This is a genomic window from Pseudidiomarina indica, from assembly GCF_900104245.1.
Lineage (GTDB): Bacteria > Pseudomonadota > Gammaproteobacteria > Enterobacterales > Alteromonadaceae > Pseudidiomarina > Pseudidiomarina indica.
This window is the reverse complement of record NZ_FMXN01000005.1, coordinates 1-13,384: the sequence shown is the minus strand read 5'-3', so window position 1 is coordinate 13,384 and position 13,384 is coordinate 1. Positions and strand designations below refer to the sequence as shown.

16 protein-coding genes and 1 pseudogene are annotated in these 13,384 nt (G+C 49.3%); 14 read left to right on the top strand and 3 right to left on the bottom strand.

Going from position 1 to position 13,384, the window contains the following annotated elements:
• The first annotated feature begins 5 nt into the window (after window positions 1-5).
• From holA to BLP64_RS05180, 14 genes are all read left to right on the top strand, one after another.
• On the top strand, window positions 6-1,028 hold the full coding sequence (gene holA, locus BLP64_RS05245) for a DNA polymerase III subunit delta (RefSeq protein WP_092592497.1): 1,023 nt from the start codon (window positions 6-8) through the stop codon (window positions 1,026-1,028).
• A complete protein-coding gene (nadD, locus tag BLP64_RS05240; RefSeq protein WP_092592495.1) occupies window positions 1,025-1,654 on the top strand; it encodes a nicotinate-nucleotide adenylyltransferase in 630 nt (209 codons plus the stop codon). The genes holA and nadD overlap by 4 nt, the downstream gene beginning before the upstream one ends.
• Before the next feature lie 81 nt (window positions 1,655-1,735).
• Entirely contained in the window at window positions 1,736-2,059 is a 324-nt protein-coding gene (gene rsfS, locus BLP64_RS05235) for a ribosome silencing factor (RefSeq protein ID WP_092592493.1), read from the top strand.
• Window positions 2,059-2,529, top strand: a complete 471-nt coding sequence (gene rlmH, locus BLP64_RS05230; RefSeq protein ID WP_092592491.1) for a 23S rRNA (pseudouridine(1915)-N(3))-methyltransferase RlmH — start codon at window positions 2,059-2,061, stop codon at window positions 2,527-2,529. Before rsfS ends, rlmH begins: the two co-directional genes overlap by 1 nt.
• Before the next feature lies 1 nt (window position 2,530).
• On the top strand, window positions 2,531-4,411 hold the full coding sequence (gene mrdA, locus BLP64_RS05225; RefSeq protein WP_092592489.1) for a penicillin-binding protein 2: 1,881 nt from the start codon (window positions 2,531-2,533) through the stop codon (window positions 4,409-4,411).
• Window positions 4,392-5,510: a rod shape-determining protein RodA gene (rodA, locus tag BLP64_RS05220; protein ID WP_092592487.1), complete on the top strand. Its 1,119-nt coding sequence runs from the start codon at window positions 4,392-4,394 to the stop codon at window positions 5,508-5,510. Before mrdA ends, rodA begins: the two co-directional genes overlap by 20 nt.
• A gap of 16 nt (window positions 5,511-5,526) precedes the next feature.
• Window positions 5,527-6,516, top strand: a complete 990-nt coding sequence (gene mltB / locus BLP64_RS05215) for a lytic murein transglycosylase B (protein WP_092592485.1) — start codon at window positions 5,527-5,529, stop codon at window positions 6,514-6,516.
• On the top strand, window positions 6,513-7,343 hold the full coding sequence (locus tag BLP64_RS05210; protein ID WP_092592483.1) for a septal ring lytic transglycosylase RlpA family protein: 831 nt from the start codon (window positions 6,513-6,515) through the stop codon (window positions 7,341-7,343). The genes mltB and BLP64_RS05210 overlap by 4 nt, the downstream gene beginning before the upstream one ends.
• An 86-nt stretch (window positions 7,344-7,429) precedes the next feature.
• Complete coding sequence (locus BLP64_RS05205; protein ID WP_092592481.1) at window positions 7,430-8,602, top strand: D-alanyl-D-alanine carboxypeptidase family protein; 1,173 nt, start codon at window positions 7,430-7,432, stop codon at window positions 8,600-8,602.
• A gap of 11 nt (window positions 8,603-8,613) precedes the next feature.
• Window positions 8,614-9,462, top strand: coding sequence for an aminotransferase class IV (locus BLP64_RS05200; RefSeq protein WP_092592479.1), 849 nt, complete (start codon window positions 8,614-8,616; stop codon window positions 9,460-9,462).
• Between the two features lie 3 nt (window positions 9,463-9,465).
• A complete protein-coding gene (gene ybeD / locus BLP64_RS05195; RefSeq protein WP_092592477.1) occupies window positions 9,466-9,732 on the top strand; it encodes a DUF493 family protein YbeD in 267 nt (88 codons plus the stop codon).
• On the top strand, window positions 9,722-10,393 hold the full coding sequence (lipB, locus tag BLP64_RS05190) for a lipoyl(octanoyl) transferase LipB (RefSeq protein WP_092592475.1): 672 nt from the start codon (window positions 9,722-9,724) through the stop codon (window positions 10,391-10,393). Before ybeD ends, lipB begins: the two co-directional genes overlap by 11 nt.
• On the top strand, window positions 10,368-11,336 hold the full coding sequence (gene lipA / locus BLP64_RS05185; RefSeq protein ID WP_092592473.1) for a lipoyl synthase: 969 nt from the start codon (window positions 10,368-10,370) through the stop codon (window positions 11,334-11,336). Before lipB ends, lipA begins: the two co-directional genes overlap by 26 nt.
• Window positions 11,333-11,731 (top strand): MAPEG family protein, encoded by a 399-nt coding sequence (locus BLP64_RS05180; protein WP_092592471.1) that lies wholly within the window; start codon window positions 11,333-11,335, stop codon window positions 11,729-11,731. The genes lipA and BLP64_RS05180 overlap by 4 nt, the downstream gene beginning before the upstream one ends.
• Here BLP64_RS05180 and BLP64_RS05175 read toward each other — a convergent pair.
• From BLP64_RS05175 to BLP64_RS05165, 3 genes and pseudogenes are all read right to left on the bottom strand, one after another.
• Window positions 11,732-12,324 (bottom strand): annotated as a pseudogene (locus BLP64_RS05175) (IS3 family transposase); the annotation flags it as partial.
• Between the two features lie 87 nt (window positions 12,325-12,411).
• On the bottom strand, window positions 12,412-12,954 hold the full coding sequence (locus BLP64_RS05170; protein ID WP_092592467.1) for a hypothetical protein: 543 nt from the start codon (window positions 12,952-12,954) through the stop codon (window positions 12,412-12,414).
• Window positions 12,955-13,078: 124 nt separating this feature from the next.
• On the bottom strand, window positions 13,079-13,384 hold a 306-nt coding region (locus BLP64_RS05165), incomplete at its 5' end, for an integrase core domain-containing protein (protein ID WP_143001070.1).

Genomic DNA, 13,384 nt, shown 5'->3' with positions numbered 1-13,384 from the left:
TCCTGATGCAACTCACGCCAGCACAATTGTCCGACCATATTGCAACACATGGCCTGCCGGTTGTGCTCAGCGTCTTTGGTGACGCTCCATTATTGGTTGACGATAGTCTTCAGCAAATCCGCGCCAGCGCCCGTCAATTAGGGGTGGATGAGCGGTTACGCTATGTCCAAGACAGTCAATTTGAGTGGCGCCAATTAACCGATCAAAGTGCCAGCTTAAGTCTTTTCTCCAGTCATAAGCTGATTGAGCTCGAACTACCTGAAGCCAAACCGGGACGAGAAGGCGGCGATGCATTACGACGTTATTTACAAGCGCCTCCGACCGACCAAACCTTGGTCGTTCTCGGCCCACGGTTGAAACAAGAGCAACTAAAATCCAAATGGTACCAAGAATTGGCAGCGGCTGGCCCCGTGGTGCTCGCCAATAATCCAGAGCGCCAAGCCTTACCTGCTTTTATCCAGCAACGAGCCCAACGCTATGGCGTACCATTGGCTCAAGAAGCCATCCAACGCTTAGCCTTGTGGTTTGAAGGCAACCTGCTGGCCTTGGATCAGGAGCTACAAAAGTTAGCGCTGATGGATTTACCCCACCCCATCACCATTGAGCACATTGAAACCATCGCTCAGGATCAGAGCCGTTTTAACGTATTTGCGTTGCAAGAGGCGATAGTTGCCGGGCAATTGGAAACTGCGTTGCACCGGCTCCAACGTCTCTTAGAAGAAGACAGTGAATTTGCGATTCTAAACTGGATGCTACAACGCGAATGGCAACTGGTGATGAATTTACAACAGGCGGACAATTTTGAAGATGCGTGCCGTAAAAATGGGGTTTGGCGAAACCAGATCAATGCCTATCGCCAATTTTGCCAACGGCTGGCAGCACCGCAAGTAATGGCACGCGCAGCGCAACTATTAGCACAGCTAGAACTGGCCTTTAAACGTGATACAGGGGCCCAACTTGCAACGCTTGCCACCCATTTGGTGACGCTCTATTGTCAACCTCAGGCAGTGGAACACATTCCCATATGATACGGACTATCCTGGGCGGAACCTTTGATCCCATTCACTGGGGCCATTTACGCACGGCACATCATGTCAGCACGCGCTTAGCCAGTGACTGCTTGGTGTTGATGCCGAGTGCGCAGCCTCCTCATCGGGACGGTCCCCAAGCCAGTGCTGCACAGCGCTTTGCAATGGCTCAGTTAGCCGCTGCCGAACTCCCTAACTGCATAGCGGATGATTGGGAATTAAAACAACCACGACGCTCCTATACCCAGCTCACTTTAGCGCAGCTGCACCAGCGTTGGCCCAAGGATACGTTAATTTTCTTACTCGGCGAAGATGCCTTCGCGGGGCTATCAAGTTGGTATCAATGGCAACGCTTAGTGGAGCACGCTCATTTAGTGGTGATGCGCCGCCCGAACTCAACACGGCATTATCCTGCTGAATTAACTGAGTGGCTAGCGCACGTTGAAACAACATCCATTGCTGCGCTACAGCAGCAACCACAGGGATTGGTCTATTTTGCGGAATCCCCGCTCATTTCAATCTCTGCCACGGCCATTCGTACCGCCATTCAAACCCAACAACCTTGGCACAAATATGTACCAGCAGCAGTGGCAGATTATATTGAACACCATCAGCTGTATCGCTAGCTGATCTTTATAACAGCATCGTGGTAAACTGATGCCATAAACTGAACCGAACAATGATTCATAACTAGGAGCCGATTACTCTTGCAAGCCGAACAATTACGAGATTTTGTTGTTGATAAAATCGATGATATGAAAGGTCGCGACATTAAAGTCCTTGATGTAAAAGAACAAACTGATGTTGCTGAATATATGGTGGTCTGTTCTGGCAACTCAAAAACCCATGTCCGTAGCATCGCTAACTATGTTGCCAGCGAAGCCAAACATCATGGTGTGCCGCCGTTAGGTGTTGAAGGCCACGAGTTATCTGAATGGGTCCTGGTAGATTTAGGCGATGTGGTAGTTCATGTCATGCAAGAATCCATGCGGGACTACTATGAACTAGAAAAACTCTGGGGACGTCGTTAATGCGTATCCGGCTGATAGCTGTCGGGCAAAAAATGCCCGATTGGGTCAGCTCAGGCTACCAGCTCTACGCCAAACGGATGCCTGCAGATTGCCAACTGGAACTGGTTGAAATTGCTGCGGGCAAGCGTGGCAAAAATGCGGATATCGCGCGGATTTTACGCCAAGAAGGCGAAGCCATGCTGGCTGCCGTAGGCAAGTCAGACCGCATTGTGACCCTTGAAGTGACCGGGAAAAGTTGGACCACACCGCAGTTGGCGCAACGCCTGGAACAGTGGATGATGGATGGCCGCGATGTGAGCTTACTGGTTGGAGGGCCCGAAGGCCTTGCTCCAGAATGTATTCAAGCAGCCGAAGAACGATGGTCGCTATCGCCATTAACACTGCCTCATCCACTCGTCCGAGTTTTGCTTGCAGAAAGTCTCTATCGGGCTTGGAGCGTCACGGCGAACCACCCTTATCACCGCGAATAAGATGAAGAAGAAACGTGTCACTATCCGAGATCATCACGCCGAGGCCGCTCTGTTCGGACGCCGCGTCTTTGTCAGTTTAGTGGTGGTGGTCATTGCCCTTGGTATTTTACTGAGCAACATGTACCGCCTGCAGGTGGTGAACCACCATAGTTTCCAAACACGTTCCAACGATAACCGTATCAAAGTTGTTCCCTTAGCCCCAAACCGCGGCTTGATTTACGATCGGCACGGGCGAATTCTGGCAGAAAACAGACCGGTCTTGAGCCTTGAGGTAACCCCTGAAAAAGTGACCGATCTGGCAGATACCCTCACGCGTTTACAGCAAGTATTAGAATTTGATGACGAGGTGATTCAAAGCTTCCATGATAATCGCCGGCGTGAACGGCGTTTTAGTCAAGTCACCCTGCTCGACCATCTCACCGAAGAACAAGCGGCGCGATTCGCGGTGCGGCAACATGACTTTCCCGGAGTAAGTATCGAAGCACGGCTGGTCCGCCACTACCCCTATGGTGACGCGCTCACGCATGCGCTCGGCTATGTTGCCAAAATTAACCCCAATGATTTAAACAAACTCCGCGAAGAAAATAAGCAAGCGAACTACGCAGCGACTCGCGTTATCGGCAAGCTAGGAATAGAGCGCTATTATGAAGAACTCTTGCATGGCACCATAGGCTTTGAACAAGTTGAAGTGGATATTCACGGGCGCGCCATTCGTACTTTATCCGTGCAACCGCCCATTCCCGGCCAAGACTTACACTTAGAAATAGATATTGAATTACAACAGTTTGCCTATGACCTATTGGGCAATGACCGGGGTTCCATTATTTTAATGGACCCTCGCGATGGGGCCATTCGTGCTATCGTTAGTAAGCCTAGTTATGATCCTAACTGGTTCGCCCAAGGCATCACCCACGCCCAGTATCAAAGCTTATTGAACTCCCCTCATTCCCCCTTATTGAACCGTTCCACGCAAGGCGGTTATCCCCCTGCATCGACGGTCAAGCCTCAGGTCGCGCTGGTTGGCCTGGATGAGGGCGTGATTACCCCAACCACTCGAATTTGGGATCCCGGTTGGTTCCAAATAGAAGGAGTGAATCACCGTTATCGTGATTGGCTCGCCTGGGGCCATGGTTGGGTGGATGTCACCAGTTCGCTGGTCGAAAGTTGTGATACTTTCTACTACGATTTAGCGCTCAAATTAGGCATCGATACCCTGCATGATCACATGGTCCGTTACGGCTTTGGCGAGCGCACTGGCATCGATATTAACGAAGAGGCAGCGGCGGTCATGCCATCACGAGGTTGGAAGCGAGCTCGTTTTAATCAACCTTGGTATGCCGGCGAAACCGTGTCCGTTGGTATCGGCCAAAGCTACTGGACCACCACGCCCATTCAATTGGCTGTCGGCACCGCTGTTTTAACGAACCGTGGTCATCGCCCCGTACCTCGCCTATTACACGCGCTACAAGAAGGCGATATTATTCTCCCGGCGGTGGTGGAATCACGCGAACCGGTGGTGCTAAATAACGCCGAACACTGGGATGTGATCCTCGATGCATTGAATCGCACGGTCAGTACGGTTAAAGGGACGGCTCATCGCGCATTCCGTGGCGCCAGCTATACCAGTGGTGGTAAAACCGGTACCGCACAAGTTCGCAGTATCGGCCAAGAAGAAAAATACAACGCAGAAGAAATTGACGAGCGTTACCGTGATAACGCCATGTATGTGGGGTACGCCCCCGCTACCGACCCAGAAGTCGTGGTGGTCGTTGCCGTTGAAAATACCATTGGAGGTGGTGGCAGTGTGGCCGCTCCGATGGCCCGCAAACTACTCGATTTTTACTTCGCGCAGGAGCAAGCTCATGCCCAAGTCGAACAGTAACTCAGCTCCGCACAGTTGGTGGCAACGATTCCATATCGATGGCCCACTCCTCTTTGGGTTAGTGTTACTCGCTTTGGTTAGCATTGCGACCGTGTATTCCGCCAGTGGACAAGACCTTGCCATGACGGAACGGCAAGCCTTTCGTATCGGCTTAGCCTTTGTAGGCATGCTAGTGATTGCGCAAATTCCCCCCAAAGCCATTGAGCGGTTTTCCTTACCCTTATTCTCGATTGGCGTGGTGCTGTTATTGGGCGTCCTGTTATTTGGAGAATCCAATAAAGGCGCACAACGCTGGCTGAACCTTGGGGTGATCACCATACAGCCGTCCGAGCTCATGAAACTGGCCGTGCCCATGACGATTGCTTGGTTTATTGCCGAACATGGAATTCCGCCTTCCAAGCGCCGCATGGGTATGGCCTTTGTGCTGCTTATGGTGCCAACGTTGATGATTGCGAAACAACCCGACTTGGGCACCGCTATCCTCATTGCCAGCTCGGGCATTTTTGTACTCTTCCTTGCGGGAATTAGCTGGCGGTTGATTTTATTTTTTATGGGAGCAATCGGTGCCTTTATTCCCGTGTTATGGTTTTTCTTAATGCACGATTACCAGCGGCGACGGGTGCTAACATTTTTAGACCCCGAACGCGATCCGTTAGGCGCAGGCTATCAAATTATTCAGTCGAAAATAGCCATTGGGTCCGGTGGTATTGAAGGCAAAGGATGGTTGCAAGGCACACAATCACAACTGGAATTCTTGCCAGAGCGACATACGGACTTTATTTTCTCAGTCTTTAGCGAAGAGTTCGGATTGGTGGGCGTGATTGGGCTGTTTATTCTTTACGGTTTCATTATTGTCCGCGGCTTAATCATTGCAATTCGCGCACAACAAGTGTATCAAAAACTTTTGGCGGGCAGCCTGATTCTTACGTTTTTTGTTTATGTTCTTGTAAATATTGGCATGGTGTCGGGTTTATTGCCTGTGGTTGGTGTACCCTTACCTTTGGTCAGCTACGGAGGTACCTCTATGGTTACCCTGTTAGCTGGTTTTGGGTTATTAATGGCAATCGCCACCAACCAGCGTTTTGTCATGCATCACTAACAAACGAGCTGAGAAAATGATCAATCGAACCACCTGTATCGGATTATTACTTGCCACTTGTGGGTTACTAACCCAGCCGACGTGGGCAGATGAAACTCGTCAACAGCAACAAGAGTTTATTGAATTAATGGTCAGCAAACACCAATTTGATGCGGACCAAGTGACAGCAATTTTACAGCAAGCACAACGCAACGAAGATATTCTAACGGCCATTGCTCGCCCATGGGAGGCCAAGCCGTGGTATCAATATTACCCGATTTTCCTAACCGAGAAGCGTCTCCAAGCTGGCCTAAAATTTTGGCAACAACACCAAGACGTGTTAACCCGCGCAGAACAACAGTTTGGTGTCCCGGCTGAAATCATTGTCGCCATCATTGGGGTAGAAACCTTCTATGGCGAATACATGGGAAAATACAAAGTTCTTGATGCTCTCTATACATTAGGGTTTCACTACCCTCCGCGCGCCAAATTCTTTCGTTCAGAACTGGAGCAGTTTCTCATTCTGACGCGGGAAGAATCTTTGCCGCACGATGAATTATACGGCTCTTATGCCGGCGCCATGGGCTACGGGCAGTTTATCTCTTCCTCTTACCGTCATTATGCCGTCGATTTCGACGGGGACGAGGTTCGTGACTTGCTCACCAACCCAGTCGATGCGATTGGCAGTGTGGCAAACTACTTTGCCAGACATGGCTGGAAAGCAGACCAAGCGGTTGCCATTCCGCTTGAGACAGAAGCGCAGTTCGCCCAATGGGTAAGTACTGGTTTGAAGCCTTCTGAAACGGTCGCAGAATTACAAGCAAAAGGTCTACCATTACCAGCACAGCCAACCCTTGCCAGCACGATCCCAGCAAAAGTATTTGCATTTGAACAAGTAGAAGGGCATGAATATTGGTTGGGTTTACATAATTTCTATGTGATCACTCGATATAATCACAGCCCTCTCTATGCCATGGCCGTTTATCAATTCAGCCAACAACTCAAGGAAGCGTATCAAGCCGAATGAAGCCATTGAATCCGTTCATTATTGCTGCTCTGATCATCGGAATGGTGGGGTGTTCGAGTGCCCCGCCACCGGCCTCTCAGTCTCGCTACAGTCAGCAGCATGACTCCATTCCTTCGCGTTTACCTACCCCCGAAGAGCTGGTTGAGCCGGAACCTCGATTCGAACCGCCAAGTCGACAAGGCAATCGCAGCTACAGTCTGTTTGGTAATACTTGGCACATTCTTGAATCCAGTCACAATTATGTCGAAGAAGGAGTGGCTTCTTGGTACGGTGAAAAATTTCACGGCCACTTAACCTCCAATGGAGAAACCTATGATATGTACGCCATGTCGGCGGCCCATAAAACCCTCCCATTACCGACTTATGTGCGGGTGACCAATCTTGCCAATCAGAAAAGTGTGGTCGTGCGCGTGAACGACCGTGGCCCCTTTCATTCAAATCGTATCATTGACCTTTCCTATGTAGCCGCCTATAAGCTTGACATGTTACAATCGGGCACAGCGCGGGTACGGATTGAAGCATTGCAACCTAATCAGGACAATGCTGCGTTGGCGACACCGTCACCAATTCAGTATCAAGAAATCGCACAATTTTACATTCAAGTGCACGCAGGCAGTGACTTAGCGCGTTTGCGTAGCGAAGCAGAGCGGTTGCAGCATTTCTATCAAGTTCCTGCAACTACTCAGGAAAATAATGGTCTATATCGAGTGGTGTTAGGTCCACTGGCCGAGCCTCAATCGAACGAGCTGCTGCAGCAGCTACGCCGGGCAGGCTATCCCGATGCGTTTCGGGTGCCTATCCCACCGAGTGAGCCAAGCGGTCAATAGCGAGAGCTATATCAACCAAACCTTTGGATGATGTTGTCAACAGTACCATTTCCATCATGAAACTAACAAAACAGAGAAGAGTTACCATGCATTGTGTCCTTCGTCATTTCGTTCGTACGGTTGCGTTCACAGCAGCGACATTCGCCGCTGTCGCTCAAGCGGCCATTGTTCCACCTGCCCCAACCGTCAATGCCAAAGGCTATATTTTGATTGATTACACCACCGGATACGTTATTACGGCGGGTAATGAGCATGAACCTCTTTCCCCAGCGAGTCTGACCAAAATGATGACCAGCTACATTATTGGACGGGAGTTACAATCGGGCCGTATCCACAACGATGATATGGTCACCATCAGTCAAAACGCGTGGGCAAAAAACTTCCCCGATTCCTCCAAAATGTTTATCGAAGTGGGGAAACAGGTATCAGTCGCAGATTTAAATCGCGGCATCGTCATTTCTTCAGGAAATGATGCCTGCGTTGCGATGGCAGAACACATTGCCGGCAGTGAAGACGCATTTACCGACTTAATGAACACTTATGCCGCTGAGTTGGGGTTATCCAACACGTATTTCGCCAACAGCCACGGCCTCCATTCCGACGAACAATATAGCTCCCCTTATGACATGGCGTTTTTAGCCCAGGCATTGATCCGTGATGTTCCTGAAGAATATTCACTCTATGCTGAAAAGTCGTTTACCTATAACAATATCAAGCAATATAACCGGAACTCCTTGCTGTGGGATCGCAGCATGAACGTTGATGGCATCAAAACTGGTCATACCAGTGAAGCTGGCTATAGTTTAGTATCGTCAGCAGTTGAAGGTGATACACGTCTTATTGCTGTGGTGATGGGCGCTGCAAGTGAGCAAGCACGTAAAGTAGAAAGCAAAAAATTATTGAACTATGGCTTCCGTTACTATGAAACGGTCACCGCTTACCAAGCCGGTGAAAGCTTCGTTGACCATCGCGTTTGGGGCGGCGAACAAGATACCGTATCACTCGGTGTCACCGAGCCAGTCGTCATTACGTTACCGAAAGGTCAGCGTAATAACCTGCAAGCAAACTTCGAATTAAGCCAAGCTTTAGAAGCACCTGTGCAAAAAGGGACCCAAGTTGGAACCGTTTATTTGCAATTGGATGGTGAAGATATTGCCAGCTACCCATTGGTCACCCTAACCAGTGTTGAGCAAGCGGGTGTCTTTAAGCGTTTAACCGATTGGGTGAAACGTCAAATGAGTGGCGATAGCGACGAGTAAAATTTCCTGCGATGACCCAAGTTGTGTATCTAAACGGAGAATGGCACGCAGCAACAGCCGCCAAAATCTCAGTCAACGACCGAGGCTTTCTATTTGCTGATGGCATTTATGAAGTCATTCCCGTTTATCAACAGCGTCCTTTCCTACTCGACTTGCACTTACAACGGCTGCAGCGCTCTGCGGCAGCCATTAGCCTTTCGCTTGCGCCGCTGGAAACCTATCAAGTCTTGATAACAGAACTGCTGCAACGCAATCGTGTGATGGATGGCTTGGTTTATTTGCAACTCACGTTTGGGATAGACGAACACCGCCAGCATTTACCTTCCCAACCATTAACGCCAACGGTCTACGCCAGCGTTAGCCCATTCAACGCCCGCTGGGAGATCCCCACCCCTTTTACCGTCACCTTGCTGGACGATATTCGCTGGCTGCGCTGTGATATTAAGTCCACCAGCTTGTTAGGCAACATTATGTTGAAGCGGGCTTGTCAGCAACGCCATGCCGATGAGCCCCTATTGCATCGCGACGGACGGATAACCGAAGGTGCGTCATGTAATTATTTCTTCGTGAGGGATGGGCAGCTTTATACGCCTCCAGCCGATCACTTGATTTTGGCGGGAATCACCCGCACATGGGTGATTCACTTAGCGAAACAATTACAAATAGAGGTTCATGAAACACCTCTATTCACCCATGAGTTGACGGCCATGGATGAAGTTTTTCTCACCAGTTCCAGTCGGGAGATACAACCGGTTGGGCAAATTGATGATATAATGATTGGTCAAGGCCAGTGTGGTCCAATCACAGCACAATTAATTGGTGCTTACCATACCAGCAAACGTCACCTCATTCAGGAGTAAAGCATGCAAAAAACACGCTTTGATGAGTTGGTCCAATTCCCATGTGACTTTACCTTTAAGGTGATGGGCTTAGCCGTGCCCGAATTACCTGAACGAGTCGTTGCAGTGGCTCAAAAACATGCCCCCGGCGATTACGCCCCAACGGTGAAACCGAGCAGTAAAGGTACCTTTCACTCGGTCTCGATAAAAATTCAGGTCACCAGCCAATCCCATATCGAAACTCTCTATCGTGCCCTTGCCGATATTGAGGAAGTTCGTTATGTCCTCTAGTTTAATTATCCGCCAGCTCGGTCGGCAGGCTTATGAGCCTATTTGGCACCGGATGCAGCAATTTACCGATGAGCGGCAGGCCGAGACTCCCGATGAACTTTGGGTGCTCGAACATGACCCTGTTTTTACTCAAGGGCAAGCTGGAAAAGCGGAACACATTCTAGCCCCTGGAAATATCCCGGTAGTTGCAGTCGACCGTGGTGGGCAAGTAACCTACCATGGCCCAGGGCAACTGGTCATTTATTTTTTATTGGATTTACGTCGCCGCAAACTTGGCGTGCGTCACCTAGTAAACGCCATTGAAGACGCGGTGATCGCCACCATGGCAGAGTATGGTATTGAAGCCATGGCTCGTCCCGACGCACCCGGAGTGTATGTGAATGGAGCCAAGCTCTGCTCACTCGGGTTACGAATTCGCAAAGGCTGTTCATTCCACGGCTTAGCTCTCAATGTCGATATGGATTTAGAACCCTTTTTACGCATCAACCCTTGTGGTTATGCAGGCATGCAAATGATTCAATGCAAAGATCTTAATGGCCCCCAGACGGTGACTGAAGCAGGCCAAGAAGTGACTCAACTATTTGCCCGTCTTTTGGGCTATGAGACAACGATCGTTACAACAGGATTCACTAATAATGAGCTCGAAACCAGTACGAATTGAACCTGGCGTTAAACTTCGTGACGCCGACAAAATGGCGTTGATCCCAGTTAAAATTGTGCCAACAGAGCGCGATCAAATGCTGCGGAAGCCGGAATGGCTCAAAGTTAAGCTGCCAACCTCAACCCAGCGTATTGATGAAATTAAACAAGCAATGCGCAAACACGGGCTGCATTCAGTCTGTGAAGAAGCGTCTTGCCCCAACTTGGCCGAATGTTTTAACCATGGTACGGCGACCTTTATGATTTTAGGTGCCATTTGTACCCGCCGTTGTCCGTTCTGTGACGTAGCCCACGGCCGTCCATTGCCAGTGGATCCTGAAGAAGCAACAAAGCTCGCAGCAACTATTCGCGATATGAAGGTGAAATACGTGGTGGTGACCTCGGTTGACCGCGATGATTTACGAGATGGTGGCGCCCAACATTTTGCGGATTGTATTCGTGAAATTCGCGCAGAAAGTCCAGGTATCCAAGTGGAAGTATTAGTTCCAGACTTCCGTGGCCGCATGGAAGTTGCCCTAGAGATTCTGACCAACGAAGCTCCAGATGTTTTCAATCACAACTTAGAAACGGTTCCTCGCCTGTACAAAGCAGCACGTCCGGGTGCAAACTATCAGTGGTCGCTCGACTTACTGAAACGCTATAAAGAAGCCCGTCCCGACGTACGTACTAAATCAGGCTTAATGGTGGGGCTCGGTGAAACCAACGAAGAAATTCTTGAAGTCATGCGTGATCTGCGCGCTCATGATGTTGATATGTTGACCATTGGTCAATACTTGCAGCCGAGCCGCCATCACCTTCCAGTGACACGCTATGTCACACCAACAGAATTCGATATGTTCCGTGAAGAAGGTGAGAAAATGGGCTTCACCCATATTGCTTCAGGTCCATTAGTGCGTTCGTCTTACCATGCAGATATGCAAGCCGCTGGCGAGGTCGTCAAATGAGTCCGTTAATTTGGTGTCTTCTGATTGCGGGACTCTTGCCCATTGCGGCAAAAGTCCCCGTGGTTTACTTCCAAAACCGTGACAAGGGGTATGACAACCGTCATCCCCGCGCTCAACAAGAACGCTTAACGGGTGCAGGAGCGCGAGCGGTGGCTGGGCATTACAATGCTTATGAAGCCTTTCCATTTTATGCGGCTGCGATTTTGTTGGTGATCGCCACCAACCAAATCACCCCGTTCAACATCAGCTTAGCGGTTAGCTTTATTGTCTTTCGGATTGCTTATCACATTTTTTATATCGTGAACTGGGATAAGCTACGTAGCTTGGTGTGGCTATTTGCGTTCCTTTGCCCCGTATTGATGATTGCACAAACCGCGATCAGTTTAACCCGGTGAGAGCTTGTTCACTGGCTCCGGACGAACAGCATCCGGACGTTTGTTCGCAAGCACTTTGCCATTCTGATACCAGCGCTTATAAGTACGCAAACTGATACCGGCTTCTTCGCATGCTAGTGGAAGCCGAGCTCCTGACTCTTTAGCTTCGCGGATCCAAGTAACATATTGTGTGCGCTCTGAGACCGAGGTCAATCGTCCTCGCTGTCGTTCTCCCAGAACGCATCCAGCTTTTTTCTGAGTACTAACAATGCAGCGGTTTCAGCCAACGCTTTTTCTTTTTGGCGAAGCTCGCGCTTAAGCTGTTTTATCTCTTTGCGGTCTGCTTTACGTTGTTGCTTCGCTTCGAGCTCTTGTTCACGCGAGCTTACAAAGCCTTTTAATGAGTCTGCTTTCCACGCTTTCACTTGCTCGACATAGAGTCCTTTAGCGCGACAATACTCACTTAGTTCGGCTTCATTCATTGAGCCCGTTTCTATAACAACTGCCAGCTTGGCTTCTGCTGACCATTGATCTGGAGTCGGTTTATTTCCTGGCACTGGGCGCCCCCGTAATTTGGCTTCATCTCGCCAATTATACAAAGTTTGCTGGCCAATGTATCCAGCGTCAATTACCTTGGCCGGTTCGTATTGCCTCATTAAAAAGTAACACTTTGCCAATCGCTCGGTTAGTTCAGTCAAAAATCATTCCGTTTGCATTAACTGAGTTAGTTTAGCCTGATAAGTATGGTCACGTAAACGCAACGCTGAAATGCGTCTTTGCAGGGTCCGAACTTGTCCCATATCGTGTTGACCGGGGTAACGAACTGAAAGCCACTCAATGATTTCAGGGGCTGTACAGTGAGGCTCTAGTTGAAGCTTGAATTTAATATCATCCCAGGCGTGTTCAAACGGATCTTTACGGGTCCGCCAAGTCCGCGGAAGACTTCGTTTGTCTTTTGGCTTTTCAAAACGAAAGTAGTCTAGGACTTCTGACTCTGTCGGTGCTGTATGACTTTGGTTAGGTTCAGCCCGTTTATCAGCATGGTGCTCGGTTTTGGCGGAGCCGTTAATATTCCAGGCAAAGGTCATGAGGTTATTTTGCAACACTTTTAACTCAGACATTAACGTCACGGGGTCAAGTTGTAAGTACATCGCGGTCAAATCGTCTTTGACTCCTTGCTGTACGTGCGGACTATTTAAAATACGTTGGTAAGGGGTCAGTGCTTTATCATATTGTTTCGCCACTTTGGCACCGGTACGTGTTTTTTTAAGTAGCTTTACGGATGGCTGAAAGAAGTTTACGTATTTCCGCAAAACACTGTAGAACCTAGTGTAATCCCCCCATTTTAAGCAGCAGTTATTCGTAGAATTAATGAACCGCTTGCGTTAATTGTTTTGGCGGAATGCCTCCGATAGCTGTATTAGGCCTTTCGTTGTTATAAAGCCAAAGCCACTGAGTGGCAAGTTCTTGTGCATGTTCAACACTTTCAAACAGGTGTAAATCGAGCCATTCATGCCGCACTGTTCGATTAAATCGTTCAACATAGGCATTCTGAGTCGGTTTACCTGGTTGAATGTAGAGCATCGTAATTTGATGTTTTTCAGCCCAGTTAATCAGCTCGCTTGACAAATATTCTGGGCCATTGTCGCAGCGAATCGCCGCAGGTTTTCCTCG